Origin of the sequence: Paraburkholderia caffeinilytica (genome assembly GCF_046030355.1) — a bacterium.
GTDB lineage: Bacteria > Pseudomonadota > Gammaproteobacteria > Burkholderiales > Burkholderiaceae > Paraburkholderia > Paraburkholderia caffeinilytica_B.
In genome coordinates this window covers 165,347-180,704 of sequence record NZ_JAQQCQ010000016.1, presented here as the reverse complement: position 1 = coordinate 180,704, position 15,358 = coordinate 165,347, and the positions used below count along the sequence as shown (strand labels likewise).

The 15,358-nt window shown below is 63.2% G+C and carries 15 protein-coding genes; 12 read left to right on the top strand and 3 right to left on the bottom strand.

The annotated features are described in order from the left end of the window. Both PQQ95_RS23680 and PQQ95_RS23675 read right to left on the bottom strand, forming a co-directional pair. The coding region (locus PQQ95_RS23680; RefSeq protein WP_408441357.1) for a hypothetical protein at nt 1–864 on the bottom strand (864 nt) is incomplete at its 3' end. Between the two features lie 509 nt (nt 865–1,373). After that, entirely contained in the window at nt 1,374–2,240 is an 867-nt protein-coding gene (locus PQQ95_RS23675) for a helix-turn-helix transcriptional regulator (protein ID WP_408441355.1), read from the bottom strand. 101 nt (nt 2,241–2,341) lie between these two features. Between PQQ95_RS23675 and PQQ95_RS23670 the strand changes: the two genes are divergently transcribed. The 11 genes from PQQ95_RS23670 (at nt 2,342) to PQQ95_RS23620 (ending at nt 13,552) form a co-directional block, all read left to right on the top strand. Next, complete coding sequence (locus tag PQQ95_RS23670; RefSeq protein WP_408441352.1) at nt 2,342–3,238, top strand: SDR family oxidoreductase; 897 nt, start codon at nt 2,342–2,344, stop codon at nt 3,236–3,238. Nucleotides 3,239–3,477: 239 nt separating this feature from the next. Continuing rightward, nucleotides 3,478–4,641: an HPP family protein gene (locus PQQ95_RS23665; protein ID WP_408441349.1), complete on the top strand. Its 1,164-nt coding sequence runs from the start codon at nt 3,478–3,480 to the stop codon at nt 4,639–4,641. Nucleotides 4,642–4,735: 94 nt separating this feature from the next. Then, the gene (locus PQQ95_RS23660) at nt 4,736–5,149 is read left to right on the top strand and encodes a MarR family winged helix-turn-helix transcriptional regulator (protein ID WP_154560163.1); all 414 of its coding nucleotides are present in this window, start codon (nt 4,736–4,738) and stop codon (nt 5,147–5,149) included. Between the two features lie 6 nt (nt 5,150–5,155). Next, nucleotides 5,156–6,946, top strand: a complete 1,791-nt coding sequence (locus tag PQQ95_RS23655) for a chloride channel protein (protein ID WP_408441346.1) — start codon at nt 5,156–5,158, stop codon at nt 6,944–6,946. A 385-nt stretch (nt 6,947–7,331) separates the two neighbouring features. Continuing rightward, nucleotides 7,332–8,204 (top strand): M24 family metallopeptidase, encoded by an 873-nt coding sequence (locus PQQ95_RS23650; RefSeq protein WP_408441343.1) that lies wholly within the window; start codon nt 7,332–7,334, stop codon nt 8,202–8,204. Between the two features lie 11 nt (nt 8,205–8,215). Beyond that, nucleotides 8,216–10,015 carry an SDR family oxidoreductase gene (locus PQQ95_RS23645; protein WP_408441340.1) on the top strand — a complete coding sequence of 600 codons (1,800 nt, stop codon included), beginning with the start codon at nt 8,216–8,218 and terminating at the stop codon, nt 10,013–10,015. A gap of 28 nt (nt 10,016–10,043) precedes the next feature. After that, complete coding sequence (locus PQQ95_RS23640) at nt 10,044–10,946, top strand: metal-dependent hydrolase (protein WP_408441337.1); 903 nt, start codon at nt 10,044–10,046, stop codon at nt 10,944–10,946. A 128-nt stretch (nt 10,947–11,074) separates the two neighbouring features. Continuing rightward, entirely contained in the window at nt 11,075–11,515 is a 441-nt protein-coding gene (locus PQQ95_RS23635; RefSeq protein WP_408441335.1) for a GNAT family N-acetyltransferase, read from the top strand. A gap of 114 nt (nt 11,516–11,629) precedes the next feature. Continuing rightward, nucleotides 11,630–12,139, top strand: coding sequence for a DUF1993 domain-containing protein (locus PQQ95_RS23630; RefSeq protein WP_408441332.1), 510 nt, complete (start codon nt 11,630–11,632; stop codon nt 12,137–12,139). 131 nt (nt 12,140–12,270) lie between these two features. After that, a complete protein-coding gene (locus PQQ95_RS23625) occupies nt 12,271–12,753 on the top strand; it encodes a cupin domain-containing protein (protein WP_408441329.1) in 483 nt (160 codons plus the stop codon). 142 nt (nt 12,754–12,895) lie between these two features. Continuing rightward, complete coding sequence (locus tag PQQ95_RS23620) at nt 12,896–13,552, top strand: DsbA family oxidoreductase (protein WP_408441327.1); 657 nt, start codon at nt 12,896–12,898, stop codon at nt 13,550–13,552. Between the two features lie 150 nt (nt 13,553–13,702). Here PQQ95_RS23620 and PQQ95_RS23615 read toward each other — a convergent pair whose 3' ends face one another. Beyond that, nucleotides 13,703–13,828, bottom strand: a complete 126-nt coding sequence (locus tag PQQ95_RS23615; RefSeq protein ID WP_408441324.1) for a hypothetical protein — start codon at nt 13,826–13,828, stop codon at nt 13,703–13,705. Here PQQ95_RS23615 and PQQ95_RS23610 point away from each other — a divergent pair. After that, nucleotides 13,827–15,338, top strand: a complete 1,512-nt coding sequence (locus tag PQQ95_RS23610; RefSeq protein WP_408441321.1) for a sugar ABC transporter ATP-binding protein — start codon at nt 13,827–13,829, stop codon at nt 15,336–15,338. The genes PQQ95_RS23615 and PQQ95_RS23610 overlap by 2 nt on opposite strands. Nucleotides 15,339–15,358 lie beyond the last annotated feature (20 nt).

Sequence of the window (15,358 nt, the reverse complement as noted above, 5' to 3'; positions counted from 1 at the left end):
GTAGGAACCACCGGAACCACCGGAACCACCGGAACCACCGGAACCACCGGAACCACCGGAACCGCCCGAACCGCCCGAACCGCCCGAACCGCCCGAACCGCCCGAACCGCCCGAACCGCCCGAACCGCCGTGGCCGCCGTCGCCGGAACCACCGCCGTATCCGCCACCCGAACCGCCGTGGCCACCGTCTCCCGAGCCGCCATTTCCGCCGCCCCATCCGCCCGATCCGCCGGAACCGCCGCCGTATCCACCACCCGAGCCGCCAGAACCACCAGAACCACCGGAGCCACCGGAGCCACCGGAGCCACCGGAGCCACCGGAGCCACCGGAGCCACCGGAGCCACCCGAACCACCGGAGCCACCCGAACCACCGGAACCACCGGAACCACCGGAACCACCGGAACCACCGGAACCACCGGAACCACCGGAACCACCGGAACCACCGTGGCCGCCGTCGCCGGAACCGCCGCCGTTCCCACCACCCGAGCCACCCGAGCCGCCGCCATAACCACCACCACCCGAACCGCCATAACCACCGTCTCCAAAGCCGCCGCCGTACCCGCTTCCCGAGCCGGGAACCGAAACGCCGCCCCAGGCCGAGCCGCCGCCCCAAACCGAACCGCCGCCCCAAACCGAACCGCCGCTAGTACCCGCACCACTGCCGGCCCATGCGCCGCCTGCGCTACTACCGCCTCCTGCCCACGCGAATCCGGAGCCTGATGTCCCGGTTGTCGTCCATCCGCCGCCTTGCGTAAACGAGGGAGGCGGGGTGGTCGTGACATCCCCAGCCTGGCATGAAGTGGCTAGCGACCACCATAGGAATGCGCTCGCCGATGCAACAAGAGTGTGTTTGAAGGGAGCCATGATTAGTCCTTTCGCGATGAAATCGCGTCCTGATTGGTCAAAGGTGTAATCAGTGCCCCCGGAAAACCGCTGATCGGTCTTGCAGAAACGGTTGCTTTGAGCCCGAGACCGCGGTTGTGCGCGTCGCCTTCATTTAGTTTTGGAGCCGGCGCGGTAGCGCCATGCTCGGATGTGGCTTGCTCGGGCAGTTGGTCACTGCAAGTTCCAAGCCAATTTGTTGCCGACGGAACACGGTACGATCCACGCATCGGTCGCGCCGGAAACTGAGTGGCGTGAGGTGGGAGGGGACTTGCTGGATGGGGCAGATCGGGTCGGGCGAGGAACACAGTGACGGCATCGTGTGGTGCGTGTTACGTCCTGGGTGTTACGTGTTCCCGTCACATCGAACGTAACCTCGCCATCGTATTTCGTGCCGCGCAAATAGTTCAGACAAAAGGCAACGTTCCAGTCATACGGAGTCCGATCTATTGAGGCGCGTGTTGGAAACGTGCGTTTAGATTCGTGTCGGCTCACTTCGTCGCAAGTGACTGCGTTTTCTCGATCAGAGACCGGATCCGCTCCTGATCGACCGGTGTCGCCGGGTTGTAGACAATCATCTGAAGATCCGGCCGTCCGTCGACTGCGAAGGAGGAGTATTCCAGCGAGATCGGCCCGAGCACGGGATGGCGCAGGTGCTTGACCCCGTCGCCGTAAGTCTGCACCTCATTGTCCCGCCACATGGCGGCGAACTCGGGACTTGACCGGCACAGTTCGTCGACGAGCGGCGCCACCTCGGCGTCGGCGCCTGCGCGTGCGGCATCGATCCTGAAGGCGCTCACCACGAAGCGAGCCACGCTTGTCCAATCGAACTGCGCGGCACGGACGTGCGGGTCGCAGAAGATCATGCGAAGCACGTTACGTTGTTCTGGGGGCAGCGAGCCGTAGTCGGTAAGCACGGCCGCGGCCGCAGGGTTCCAGGCCACCACGTCCCACGTCGCAGTCCTGACGATTGCCGGACTATAGGGCAGCGCATCGAGCAGGCGCTGCAGCCGCGGCGTGATTGCGTCACCGCCGCGATAGCGGACTTCGGGCGGATGGCCGAGGCCGAGCAGGAACACATGTTCGCGCTCGACTTCGGTCAGCATCAGCGCCTTCGCGATGCGGTCCAGCACGTCCGCGGACGGATTGCCGCCGCGTCCCTGCTCCAGCCACGTGTACCAGGCCGCGCTGATATTGGCGCGTTGCGCCACCTCTTCCCGGCGCAGTCCCGCAGTCCGCCGCCGGCCGCCGGAAATGCCGAAGGACGCGGGATCGAGCTTGGTCCGCCGGTTCTTCAGATAGCTGCCGAGCCGATTGTCGCTCTCGCGCTGGTTGTCGTTCTCGTTCGCGTGGGCCATGCGCAACCTGTGAGGACGTATACGTGGATAACGTCACTACTTTAACAGGATGATTTTGCCCCGTACATTGCTCTCAATCTGTTGGATTGGGAGATCCTCACATGCGAGTTTTTGTTACTGGAGCCACGGGCTTCGTCGGTTCCGCTGTCGTCCGCGAATTGCTCGCAAACGGCCATCAGGTTCTCGGTCTTACCCGCTCGGAGAAAGGCGCCGCCACGCTCGCCGCGGCCGGCGCCGAGGCGGTCCATGGGTCGCTGACCGATCTGGACAGTCTGCGCCGGGGTGCGGCCCTCGCTGACGGGGTCATCCACACCGCCTTCAATCACGATTTCTCGCGGTTTGCGCAGAGCGCGGAGGAGGACAGGCAAGCGATCGAGGCGCTTGGCGGCGCGCTCGAAGGCAGCGAGCGTCCGTTGCTCGTCACGTCCGGCACCGCGTTCCTGAGCAATGGACGCACGGCGACCGAAGCAGATCGTCCGCCTGCGCCATCCGCCCACTTTCCTCGCGCATCGGAAGCCGCGGCGCAGACCCTCGCGACCCGCGGCGTGCGAGCGACCGCCGTGCGGTTGCCGCCGTCCGTTCACGGTGAGGGTGACCACGGTTTTGTCCCCATGCTCATTCGCATCGCGCGTGAGAAGGGCGTCTCGGCCTATGTGGGAGACGGCCTCAATCGCTGGCCCGCAGTGCATCGTTTCGATGCTGCCCGCGTCTTCCGGCTCGCGCTCGAACGCGGCGCGATCGATGGCCCCTATCACGCGATCGCGGAGGAGGGCGTGCCGTTCAAGGAGATCGCCGAGGTGATCGGCCGCCGGCTCGGCATACCCGTCGTCGCCAGGTCTCGCGACGAAGCAGTAGCGCATTTCGGATGGATCGGTATGTTCGTCGGCGCGGACGTGCCGACATCGAGCGCGCGGACCCGCGCCATGTTTGACTGGACGCCAGCCGGCCCAGGTCTTCTCGCCGACATTGACCAGCCGGGCTACTTCGCGCATCCCTGACATTCGATAGAAGTTCGACGAAAGCGCGCGGCCGGATCGCCCGGTCAATCCGGATCGCGCGCATTGGAGCGAAGCGCGGTATCCGCGCAGCCGCGCGAGTTGAGTCGCGTCGACCCGGAACTGACTTTTATATCACAACAAGATATAATCGCGGCGACGCACTCCATGGTTTCGTGAGAATTTGGCCTTAAGGTGCGCTCCTGTTCCGCGTGATACCCGCCAACTTTCCCATTTAAACCTTGTCCCGCTACGCTCTCATTCGCTGGCTTTCCAGCTTTGCCCCGCATCCCATTGCCGTCCGTTGGCCGGAACGCCTGCGATCGTGTCTCGGCGCATTGCTTGGAATTGCGTTCACCGGCGGGAGCATGCACGTCCTTCTCGGGCCGGCAGCCAACATTCCGCTCCTCGTTGCGCCAATGGGCGCATCGGCCGTGCTGCTGTTCGCGGTGCCCGCCAGTCCGCTCGCGCAACCGTGGTCCATCATCGGCGGCAATCTCGTCTCCGCGACGGTTGGCGTGGCTTGCGCAAGCTGGATCTCCGATCCGGTGGGCGCCGCCGCTTTGGCCGTGGCGCTGGCGATCTGTGCGATGTTTGCGCTGCGGTGTGTTCATCCTCCGTCGGGCGCGGTCGCGCTGACCGCGGTCCTGGGCGGCCCGGTCGTGCATGCGCTGGGCTACCGCTTTGTGGTCGAACCGATTGCGATCCAGTCGGCGGCGCTGCTGTGCGCGGCCATCGTCTACCACGCTGCCACCGGGCATCGATACCCGCACGTCGCGCAAAGTTCGGGCAAAGGCGCGGCCGCACCGGCTGCGGCGTCGAACGAGGGTTTCACACGCGCGGATCTCGAGGCAGTGCTGAACCGGCGCGGGGAATTGCTCGATATCGACACGGACGACCTCGAATCCCTGCTGCGCGACGTTCAGTTGCAGGCCTACGCCCGCACATTCAATGAGCTGACCTGCGCGGACATCATGTCGCGTTCGCTAGTCGCCGTGTCGGCCAACACCAGAGCGTCGGCCGCATGGAGTCTGCTGAAACAGCGCCACATCAAGGCACTTCCGGTGACTGACGAGAGGCAGCACGTGATCGGCATCGTGACGCGCGCCGATCTTGTCGACAAACGGGCATTCAGCAAAGGGACCGGTGTGTCGTCCCCCATGCAACGCTGGTTCCGGCGCAGCATCACACCGGCGCCGCTAGTGGGTGCGCTGATGAACGTCGACGTTCACACGGTCGACGCGGCGACGCCGATCGTCGAACTGGTGCCGGTGTTCGCGAACTACGGGCATCACCACATCCCGGTTCTGGATTCGAATCAGCGGCTTGCCGGCATGATCACGCAAGCCGACCTCATCGCGGGGCTTTATCGCCAGGCTTACGCGAGGCAGCGACACGCGGCATAGCGCTAGAGCTAGCACAGGCACTTTCGCCTCAATGCGCGCACAAATATCACGACATGATACAATTCGCGCTTGATCAGTTTCTCTACGCACTCCGATGAAAACACTCACGCGCGGCTTGACCAAGGCGAACTTCGAGCAACTGTCCGAGTTTCGCTATCAGATGCGTCGCTTCGAGCGTTTTTCCGAGCAGGCTGCCCAGGGCGAAGGCATTACACCGCTGCAGTATCTGTTGCTCCTGCATATCAAGGGCTATCCGGAGCGCGACTGGGCGACCGTCGGAGAACTCGCGGAACGGCTTCAGGCGCAGCATCACGGTGTGGTCGCGCTCGTGTCCCGCTGTGAAGCGCTCGAACTGGTCCGCAGAAAAGTCAGTGAGACGGACCGCCGCCAGGTCGAGGTTCATTTGTTGAAAGCGGGCGAGCAGGTGCTTGCCCGTCTCGCCGAGATGCATCGTGCCGAACTGAAGTCGCTCAAAGGCACGTTCAATGTCCCCCAGATCGACGTTTGAGTCACCATGAGTCTTGATACCCATAAGCGCGATTTTTCTACCAATGCACGGCTGCCCGGCATTTCCGCACTCGCCGCGGGGATCGGTGCGCTCAGCACGCTCGCGGCGTTCGTTCTGCTGAGCCTGATTCATCTGTTCACCAATCTGTTTTTCTTCCAGGCATTTTCGTTCGCGGACCGCTCACCGGCGCTCAATACGTTGGGTCTCTGGGTGGTGATCATTCCCGTGATCGGCGGCCTTATCGTCGGTTTCATGGCCCGTTACGGTTCGGAAAAGATTCGCGGGCATGGCATTCCCGAGGCGATCGAAGCCATCCTGTTCGGCAAGAGCCGCATGTCGCCGAAGGTGGCGATTCTCAAGCCGCTGTCGTCCGGCATTGTGATCGGCAGCGGCGGGCCGTTCGGCGCAGAAGGCCCGATCATCATGACAGGCGGCGCGCTGGGGTCGCTGATCGCGCAGTGCGTGAAGGTCACCTCCGCCGAACGCAAGACGTTGCTGGTGGCCGGTGCCGCGGCGGGCATGACGGCGGTCTTTGGCACGCCGGTGGCGGCCGTGCTGCTGGCAGTCGAACTGCTGCTGTTCGAATGGCGCCCGCGCAGTTTTCTGCCCGTTGCCCTTGCATGTGCAGTCGCTGGCTTTGCACGCGCGGCGTTTTTCGGCACGGGTCCGTTGTTCCCGCTTGAGACTGCGCCGCCTGGCGCGCTGTCGCTGGTGTCCTGCGTCATCGCGGGTTTGATGTCCGGTGCGCTCGCGTCGGGTCTGTCGGCCGCGCTGTACAAGACCGAGGATTTTTTCGGCAAGCTGCCGATTCACTGGATGTGGTGGCCCGCGCTCGGCGGACTCGTTGTTGGCATCGGCGGCTTGCTCGAACCTCGCGCGCTGGGTGTCGGCTATGACGTGATCGGCGATCTGTTGCACCAGCACATTGCCATCCAGATCGCGCTGGCGATCCTGCTCGTGAAGGCGGTCATCTGGGTCGTGGCGCTCGGCTCGGGCACCTCAGGCGGCGTCCTTGCGCCGTTGCTCATGCTGGGCGCGGGGCTCGGCGTCGTGCTCGGTCACGTGCTGCCGGGCGGCGAGCCGGCGCTGTGGCCGCTCGTCTGCATGGCGGCCACGCTCGGCGCCACGCTGGGCGCGCCGTTGACCGCCATCGTGTTTGCATTCGGCCTCACGCACGACAGCAACGCGTTGCTGCCGCTGCTCGCCGCGACGCTGATCGCGCACGGATTCGCAACGGTCGTCATGAAGCGCTCCATCATGACCGAGAAAATTGCGCGGCGCGGTTATCACATCTATCGGGAATATGGCGTCGATCCGCTTGAGCGCCACCACGTCGACGAGGTGATGTCGCGTGCGGTCGAGACGATCGACGGCGATATGTCCGTAGGCGAAGCGCTGGCAACGTATTTCGGCGCGACGCAGAGACATCGGGCTTATCCGGTCGTGCGTCAGGGTGTGCTGGCGGGCGTCGTCGATCGCGCGGTGCTGGAAAAAATTCGCGATGACGGGGCAGCGGGTGCGCTCGATTCGCGCCTCGCCGACGTGTTGCGCCACCGGTCCTCCGCTTTCGCGTTGCCCAGTGAAACCTGCCGGCTCGTCGCAACGCGACTCGCGGTGCACGGTCTCGAACGGTTGCCCGTGGTCGCGGATGCCGAAACGTTGCAACTGGTCGGCATTGTGTCGCGCAGCGATCTGATCAAGCCGTCTCTGGCCCACTTCGACGAAGAGCACAAAAAAGAACGCTTCCGGCGCTTGCGGGTTCAGCCCGGCAAGCGGCACTTTCCGCCGGTTCCTTGAGTCCGCGGCTAGTCCGCGGTCAGTCACCTGATAGTCCGCGGCCCGTCAGCAGTCAGTAGGCAGCCCGCGGCTCGCCAGCGGCCGGAACCGATACGCGGTTCGCTACAGAACAGCTAACGCCCCGGTGCGTGTGCCACTGCGCACCCTACGCCACATGGCGCCGGAGTCGATGCCTGAGCCCAGGCATCCGTAGCCTCAATCAGCACGATCTCCCCCACCTCCGCGTCCATCGCGCATCCCCCACCCATCCCCAGGGAAAACAACCAGTGGACGAGCGTCCCAGGTGGTGTACGATCCAATCGTTACATCATTCAATGTAACAATAAAAAATGTCATCGTGACAGGCGGCCGCAGTGGGGCCGGACAGCATATTCGGGAGGCATGTATGGGTGACAAGTCCATTCCACACGTCGACGTGGACGAACTGGCGCAGTTTCGCGAGGTCCAGCAACTGGCCTACCAGTGCGTCGAGAGCGTCGGTGAAGTGCTCCAGCCGGGCATGACGGAAAAGGACGCCGCCCGGCTGCTGACCGAATGGTTGCAGGATCACGGCGTGCGCGACTGGCTGCACAAACCCTTCGCCTGGTTTGGTGACCGTACCGCCTTTGAAGGTTTTTCCGGGCTGTCGCACATGGCCGGTTTTAACCTGGCTTTCTTCCCGAGTTCGCGTCGGCTGGAAGAAAACATGCCGGTCATTCTCGATGTGGCGCCGGTGCTGAACGGTGTGATCGCCGATGTCGGCTACGCCACCTGCGTCGGTACGAATGCCACGCTTGAACAGTTGAAAGACGATCTGGCCGAGCACCGTGAGCTGATCGTCAGCATGGTGAAGCAACGGCACACGCTTGCCGACGTGGCGCGCGCGGTCGACCTGCTGTGCAGAAAACAGGGCATCGAGCCGCGTCACAAGGCCTATCCGTTCAAAGTGCTTGCGCATCGTGTCGCCAGGCTGAAACAGCCTGCCAAGCCGCGTTTCGTGGCGCGCTTCGGTCTGAACGCGACGCGTAACCTCGTCCTCGACCAGGTTAGCGCGGGCAGGAAGGAGGGCTGGTCGCCGTTGTGGTCGATCGATCGCCGCTCCGATCATGCGCCGACGCCCGGCCTGTGGGCCGTCGAACCGCACCTCGGTTTTCAGGGGGTAGGCGCCAAATTCGAAGAGTTGCTGGTCATCACCGATGACGACGCCTATTGGCTCGACGACGACCTGCCGCACGTGCGCCGCTGGGCGCGGCGCGGGCGGGCATTGGCCGCGGCATGATGGAGGCGCACATGCAACTGCTCACCGAACCCGTATCGCCCACGCTATACGAGGCGCCGCCCGCCGTGCGCCGCACCGATTTCACGGTGCGTTCGGGCGACGTGACGCTTGCCGCCAAGGCGTGGGGCGACCCCGCCCGGCCTACTGTGGTGCTCGTGCATGGCTACCCTGACAACAGCGAAGTCTGGGACGCGCTGGCCGCGCTGCTGGCCCACGATTTCCACGTGATTACCTACGACGTTCGCGGTGCGGGGCAATCCACTGCGCCTAAAGGGATCGCAGCCTATCGTCTGGGAAAACTCACCGACGACTTCGTCGCTGTCATCGACGCCGTGAGCCCCGATCGCGCCGTGCATCTGGTCGCGCACGACTGGGGCTCGATCCAGGGCTGGGAGTTCGTCACCGAAGAGCGGTTGCGCGGGCGCATTGCGTCGTACACGTCGTGCTCCGGGCCTTGCCTCGACCACGTCGCTTACTGGATGCGAGCACGTTTGCTGCGTCCCACGCCGCGGTCCATCGGCAAGCTGATGGGGCAACTGGTGCGCTCCTGGTATGTGCTGCTGTTCCATTTGCCGGTGCTGCCGGGGTTGACCTGGCGCGTGTGGCTCGGCCGCGCGTGGCCGCGAGTACTCCGTCGTGTGGAAAAGACGCAGATCACGCCGCGCTCGACGCAAACGCAGGACGGCGTGCGCGGCGTTTCGCTGTATCGCGCCAACTTCATCCGTTGCCTGTTCACGCCGCGTAAGCGCTATGCGCACGCACCCGTCCAGGTAATCGTGCCGACGCTGGACAAATACGTCAGCCCGGCATTGTCCGAAGATCTCTCGCGATGGGTGCCGAAGTACTGGCGCCGCGAGCTGACCGCGCGGCATTGGCTGCCGGTCACGCACCCCGAACAGATGGCCAGGATGGTGCGTGAACTCGTCGATCACACCGAAGGCGGCGCTGAACCGGACACGCTGCAACGCGCCCGGATGGATGCCGCACGCAAGCCGCTCAGCGGCAAGCTCGCGGTCGTGACCGGCGCAGGCAGCGGCATCGGGCGATGCATCGCACTGGAATTCGCGAAGCAGGGCGCCTCCGTGGTCGCGGTCGATATCGACCCCGCAAGCGCGGAGCGCACCGCTGTCCTGGTGAGGTTGTCAGGCACTCAGGCGTATGCGCGCAAAGCCGATGTCGGCAGCGCCGAACAGATGGAAGCGCTGGTGGACTGGATCGGCACAGACCTCGGCGGCGCCGACATCGTGGTCAACAACGCCGGCATCGGCATGGCAGGCGGCGTGCTCGACACCTCTGCCCAAGACTGGGAACGCATTCTTCACGTCAACCTGTGGGGCGTGATTCACGGCTCACGCCTGTTCGCCCGTCAGATGGTGAAGCGCGGCAATGGCGGCCACATCATCAACACCGCATCGGCCGCGGCCTTTGCCCCTTCGCGCGACCTGCCGGCCTATGCGACCACCAAGGCTGCCGTGCTGATGCTGAGCGAGTGCATGCGTGGAGAACTCGCGGGGCACGGTATCGGCGTCAGCGCAATTTGCCCGGGGTTCGCCGAGACCGGGATCATGGCCTCAACGCAGTATGTCGGCGCCAGCGCACAGGATCAGGACCGCATGCGCCAGAAGGCCACCAAGCTTTACCAGTTGCGCGGCCTGCAACCCGAGACGGTCGCGAAAGCCGCGCTCCGCGCGGTGTTGCGCAACAAGCCTGTGGTCGCCATCGGCATCGAGGCGCATTCAATGCGTTTCATCTCGCGCTACATGCCAAGGCTCAGCCGCATGATTGCTCGCATCAGCATGGTGCCGCGCTGATCTCATCCACCGGACGCCGGAGACCGTCATGACTCAAGAGCACACGCAATACAAGATCAGGGCACGCCATGTGAAATTCGACTGGCGCCAAACGCCGATCCAGTGGATTCCCGGCGACCCGTCGAGCACGCACATCATCAATGTGCTGAACCTGCTGTTTCCCGCCGGCGAACTCTGGTTCTGCCGCGTCTACAACAAGGCGCTGCCGCTGATCACGGACCCGGCGCTGCGCGACGATGCAGAGGGCTTTCTGCGGCAGGAAGCGGTGCATTCGCGCTCGCATGGCGGTGTGCTCACGCATTACTACAAGGCCCACGGTATCGATACGCAGCCTTTCACCAGGAAACTCGACTGGCTGTTCGGCAAGCTGCTCGGCGAGCAACCGCTAGGACTGAAGATCGGCAAAACGCGCTTCTGGCTGCGTCAGCAGCTTGGGATCATCGCCGCGCTGGAACACTTTTTCGGTTACCTCGGCAATTGGGTGCTCAATGCCGACGGGCTCGATGCCGCCCATGCCGACCCAACCATGCTGGACCTGCTGCGCTGGCACGGCGCCGAGGAAGTGGAACATCGCACCGTGGCCTTCGACATCTTCCGGCATATGGGCGGCACGTACTTCGAACGCTGTTTCCACATGCTGTCGACGGTCATCCTGCTGCTGTACTTTCTCACACAAGGCGCGCGTTTCATGCACCGGCGCGATCCCGACGCGGGCACATACCGCGGGTTTATCCTCGCATGGCGCGCCGGGGCGCGGCGCGGTTGCCTGCCGTCGTTCTGGAAGATGATCGCGGCAGCGCTACGCTATTTCAATCCGCGCTATACGCCGCATCACGAAGGCTCTACCGAACAGGCGCTCGCCTATCTTGCCACCTCGCCCGCTGCACAGGCTGCGGCGCATGGAGGCAACTGGGTGCGTGACGCGAATTGATGCGGCGACGCGTTTACGCGTAAATGAGGCAAGTGCCCGGAACGCCGTCACTGCAGTCGATATGGGTCGGATGTTGAGGCCGCTGTGTGCCAGAATCGGCATTCTCCCAACGAGGACGGAATGCAGCGATGGCAGACAATCACAACAACGGCCTGGACATCCGAAGGCTTTCCCCAACAGAATGGGCACAGGCCTTTCCAGTGATCGCTCAATTGCGGTCGCTTGATAAAGACGAATTTCTCAGGCGAGCGGGGCTGCAATCGCATTCCGGCTATGAGCTTGTCGGCGCCTTTCAAGGCAGCAAGCTTGTCGGCGTGATGGGGATGAGGCCGGTCCACACGTTGGCGCGCGGAGCCCACTTGCACATCGACGATCTTGTGGTCGATGAGGCGACACGGGGCAGCGGTGCGGGTCGCGCTTTGACGGACTATGCGGAAGCCGACGCGCGTGCTCGCGATATGACTGCGGTGTTTCTCGACGCGCGGCCGGATGCCGTTCCTTTCTACGAACGGCAGAATTACGTGCTCCATCCCGCGCCGTCGATGAAAAAAGTTCTCTTGCCCTGCTAGTCCAGCTCCGCACCGATGTTTCCGGCTGGACGATGGTAATCTTCCCCCCGCTTATCAAACCGGCCCGCGCGGCATCTTCCGCGCCGGCATCCAACATCGACCGAAAGAGTGATCATGACCAGTTCCATCTACAGCGCATCCGTCCCCGTCTTCAAGCAAATGCTGACTGCATTGTCCGACGTGCTGAAGAAAGCCGAAGCGCACGCCACCGAACGGAATATCGAGCCGAACGCGCTGCTGCAGGCGCGCCTGTTCCCGGACATGTTTCCGCTGGTGCGCCAGGTGCAGATTGCCGCTGACTTCTCCAAGGGCGTTAGCTCGCGCCTGGCTGGCGTAGAGGTGCCGTCGTGGCCTGACACCGAAGTCACGTTTGCCGATCTGCAAGCGCTGATCGCCAAGGCATTGGCACACCTTGGCACGCTCGACGCCACGCAATTCGACGGTAGCGAGAATAAGGAAATCGTCCTGCGTCCGGGTACGCCGAAGGAGAAGAAACTGGTGGGGAGCGCCTATTTGCAGAACTATGGCTTGCCGCAGTTCTTCTTCCACGTCACGACGGCCTACGCGATTCTGCGCCACAACGGCGTCGAAATCGGCAAGCGCGACTATATGGGATCGTACTGATCGTCGGCGCACTTTCAGGTCGGCCCAGCGGCCGGACGTCGTGTTAGCGGGTTCTCACGTCATTCGGCCACGACGAACAATGGGTGAGCAAACCGCTATCATCGGCCGTAGTCCCCAAAGGAGAACGACCGATGAGCAGACCCGATTTCATCAGGCACTGGACCGAGCTGGAAGAGCCGGATGCGCATTCCTATCGCGGCGATACGGAGAAAATGGCGCTAGACGCGCCGCTTTCCGCCGCGCTCGGCATTACGCGCATCGGTATTCATCACGTGAGGCTTCTGCCTGGCCGCCGTACCTCATATCCGCATGCCGAGAGCACCGAGCAGGAGTTTGTGTACGTGCTCGAAGGCAAGCCCGATGTCTGGATCGACGGCGTGCTTCATGCTATTGCTGAAGGTGATTCCGTCGCGTTTCCGGCAGGCACCGGCATCTGCCACACCTTCATCAACAATACGAAGGACGAGGTCAGGCTGATGGTGATCGGCGAACGTCCGCGCGACGACAACCGTATTCGTTATCCGCTCAACGAAGCGCACGAACGGACCCGCGCGGACCGCTGGGTGGACTGGCCCGCCAGACCGCTCGGGGACCACAACGGAATGCCGGACTGAGGGTGGCGCGGCGGATCGCCGCCTCGGCGCACATCCGGAGCGCAGCCCTGCAAAAATTGGCGATTCAGGCTAGGCTACCCTGTGGGCCGTTTTGCGTCGCACCGCAGCGGCTGTGCCACCGGTTATTCCAGTCAGGAACGCAATGAAACAACAGCTAACCATCGATTTTGTCTCCGATATCGCATGCCCGTGGTGTGCGATCGGCTTGTCGTCGCTCGAGCTTGCACTCTCGCGTCTGGACGATGTGGTCGACGCTCAGATTGCCGTGCATCCCTTCGAATTGAATCCGGAGATGGGGCCGGAGGGCGAGGCCATTGTCGATTATCTCGGCAAGAAATACGGACGCACGCCGGAGCAGATCGCGGAAACCCAAGCCATGATCCGCGAGCGCGGAGCGAGCGTTGGTTTTACCTTCGGCCCGCGCGCGCATGTCTACAACACCTTCGATGCGCACCGCCTGCTGCATTGGGCTGGTATCGAAGGCAAGCAGTTGCCACTCAAACTGGCGCTGCTGCGGGCCTATCATGCCGAAGGCAAGGACCCCAGCAATCACGAAGTCCTGGTCGATGCGGCGCAATCGGTCGGGCTCGACGCCGCGCAAGCCCGCGAGGTGCTGCGAAGCGGAATCTATGCGGACGACGTCCGTGCGGAAGAACGGGAATACCAGGCGAAGGGTATTCAGTCCGTACCGGCGATCATCTTTAACGGTCGCTATCTGGTGAGCGGCGGGCAACCCGTGGAAACCTTCGAGCAAGTCATTCAGCAGATTCTGGCCGAAGAGACTAAGGACCCAGCCTGAAATGAATGGCAAATAGTGGGAAATAAGCGCGAGATGCCCTTGCGCATGATATTAGGGAATGCCTAATTGAGCCGCTGCCATTCAGCGGCGTAAAATCGTGGCACATCGGTTTGAGGGCACCAGGCATGCGTCTGGCTTCTCGTTACGATTTCAGCCGCGATACCCCGCAACGCCCGGCGCAGCGGCGCCCGGCATATCCACGCCCGGCGCGTTGCCAGCCCGTTCCTCGCCATGAGGCCAGCGGCAGTCGTGGATTTGCAGCGCAATCCACGCCATGACCCCGCTCATTTCCGTCAAACGGCTCAACAAGCGCTTTCCCGGCGTGAGGGCGCTTCACGAAATCCAGTTCGAGCTGATGGCGGGTGAAGTTCACGCGCTGATGGGTGAGAACGGCGCGGGCAAGTCGACGCTGATGAAAATCCTCGCCGGCGTCTACACCCGGGATACGGGCGACATTCTCTACGACGGTCAGCCGGTCGAGTTTTCGAGCCCGCGCGAGGCGCAAGCCTTGGGCATCGGCATCATTCATCAGGAACTCCAGCTGATGAATCACCTGACCGTCGCCCAGAATATGTTCATTGGACGCGAGCCGCGCGGGCGCCTCGGTCTGTTCCTCGACGAAGACAAGCTCAATGCGCAGGCACACGACATTCTCGCCCGCATGCATGTGAATCTCGACCCGCGCGCGGTGGTCAGCACGCTTACCGTCGCAAGGCAGCAGATGGTCGAGATCGCCAAGGCGTTGTCCTTCGATTCGCGCGTCCTGATCATGGACGAGCCCACCTCGGCGCTCAACGACGCCGAGATCGCCGAGCTGTTCCGGATCATCCGCGAACTGAAGAGCCGGGGCGTGGGCATCGTCTATATCTCCCACAAGATGGACGAGCTGAAGCAGATCGCCGACCGCGTCACCGTGCTGCGTGACGGGGAATATGTGGCCACCGTCACCGTGCGAGACACCAGCGTCGACGCGATCATCGGCATGATGGTCGGGCGAACCTTGACCGACGTTGCACCTTCTGAGCGCGTTGCAGGCACGGGCGAGGTCGCGCTCGAAGTCAACAATCTGAACGCCGGCCCGCTTGTTAGAGACATCAGCTTCGCGTTGCGCAAAGGAGAAATATTGGGCTTTGCCGGCCTGATGGGCGCTGGCCGCACCGAGGTCGCCCGGGCCGTGTTCGGCGCCGATCCGATTGAGTCGGGCGAAATCATCGTGAAAGGCGTGAAGGCAACGATCAGGAATCCGAGCGATGCGGTGGCGCGCGGCATCGGCTATCTCTCGGAAGACAGGAAGCGTTTCGGTCTCGCGACCGGCATGAACGTGGAATCGAACATCGTGATGTCCAACTTGCGCAAATTCCTGTCGCTCAACTTTTTCTTGCGCCGCACCCAGATACGCCGGACAGCCACCCATTTCATCAATCTGCTCGCCATTCGCACGCCCTCCGCGACGCAGGAGGTGCGGCTTTTATCGGGCGGTAATCAGCAGAAAATTGTCGTCGCGAAATGGCTGGAGCGCGACTGCGACGTGCTCTTCTTCGACGAACCGACGCGCGGCATCGACGTCGGCGCCAAAAGCGAAATCTACAAACTGCTGCGCTCGCTCGCCGCGCAAGGCAAGGCGATCGTCATGATCTCGTCGGAACTGCCGGAAATCCTGCGCATGAGCGACCGCATCGTCGTGATGTGCGAGGGCCGCATTACCGGCGAGCTCTCAGCTACGGAGGCGACGCAGGAGCGCATCATGCAACTGGCGACGCAGCGTGAAACCTTGAAAGCGGCGTGAGCCCGAAAAGGAAAATCCCG

What these genes read in the sequence shown, in the direction of transcription:
- PQQ95_RS23630 (WP_408441332.1), top strand. Translation starts at nt 11,630, where the DNA reads ATGACCAGTTCCATCTACAGCGCATCCGTCCCCGTCTTCAAGCAAATG.
- PQQ95_RS23625 (WP_408441329.1), top strand. Translation starts at nt 12,271, where the DNA reads ATGAGCAGACCCGATTTCATCAGGCACTGGACCGAGCTGGAAGAGCCG.
- PQQ95_RS23640 (WP_408441337.1), top strand. Translation starts at nt 10,044, where the DNA reads ATGACTCAAGAGCACACGCAATACAAGATCAGGGCACGCCATGTGAAA.
- PQQ95_RS23615 (WP_408441324.1), bottom strand. Translation starts at nt 13,828, where the DNA reads ATGGCGTGGATTGCGCTGCAAATCCACGACTGCCGCTGGCCTCATGGC.
- PQQ95_RS23670 (WP_408441352.1), top strand. Translation starts at nt 2,342, where the DNA reads ATGCGAGTTTTTGTTACTGGAGCCACGGGCTTCGTCGGTTCCGCTGTC.
- PQQ95_RS23620 (WP_408441327.1), top strand. Translation starts at nt 12,896, where the DNA reads ATGAAACAACAGCTAACCATCGATTTTGTCTCCGATATCGCATGCCCG.
- PQQ95_RS23650 (WP_408441343.1), top strand. Translation starts at nt 7,332, where the DNA reads ATGGGTGACAAGTCCATTCCACACGTCGACGTGGACGAACTGGCGCAG.
- PQQ95_RS23660 (WP_154560163.1), top strand. Translation starts at nt 4,736, where the DNA reads ATGAAAACACTCACGCGCGGCTTGACCAAGGCGAACTTCGAGCAACTG.
- PQQ95_RS23610 (WP_408441321.1), top strand. Translation starts at nt 13,827, where the DNA reads ATGACCCCGCTCATTTCCGTCAAACGGCTCAACAAGCGCTTTCCCGGC.
- PQQ95_RS23655 (WP_408441346.1), top strand. Translation starts at nt 5,156, where the DNA reads ATGAGTCTTGATACCCATAAGCGCGATTTTTCTACCAATGCACGGCTG.
- PQQ95_RS23675 (WP_408441355.1), bottom strand. Translation starts at nt 2,240, where the DNA reads ATGGCCCACGCGAACGAGAACGACAACCAGCGCGAGAGCGACAATCGG.
- PQQ95_RS23645 (WP_408441340.1), top strand. Translation starts at nt 8,216, where the DNA reads ATGCAACTGCTCACCGAACCCGTATCGCCCACGCTATACGAGGCGCCG.
- PQQ95_RS23635 (WP_408441335.1), top strand. Translation starts at nt 11,075, where the DNA reads ATGGCAGACAATCACAACAACGGCCTGGACATCCGAAGGCTTTCCCCA.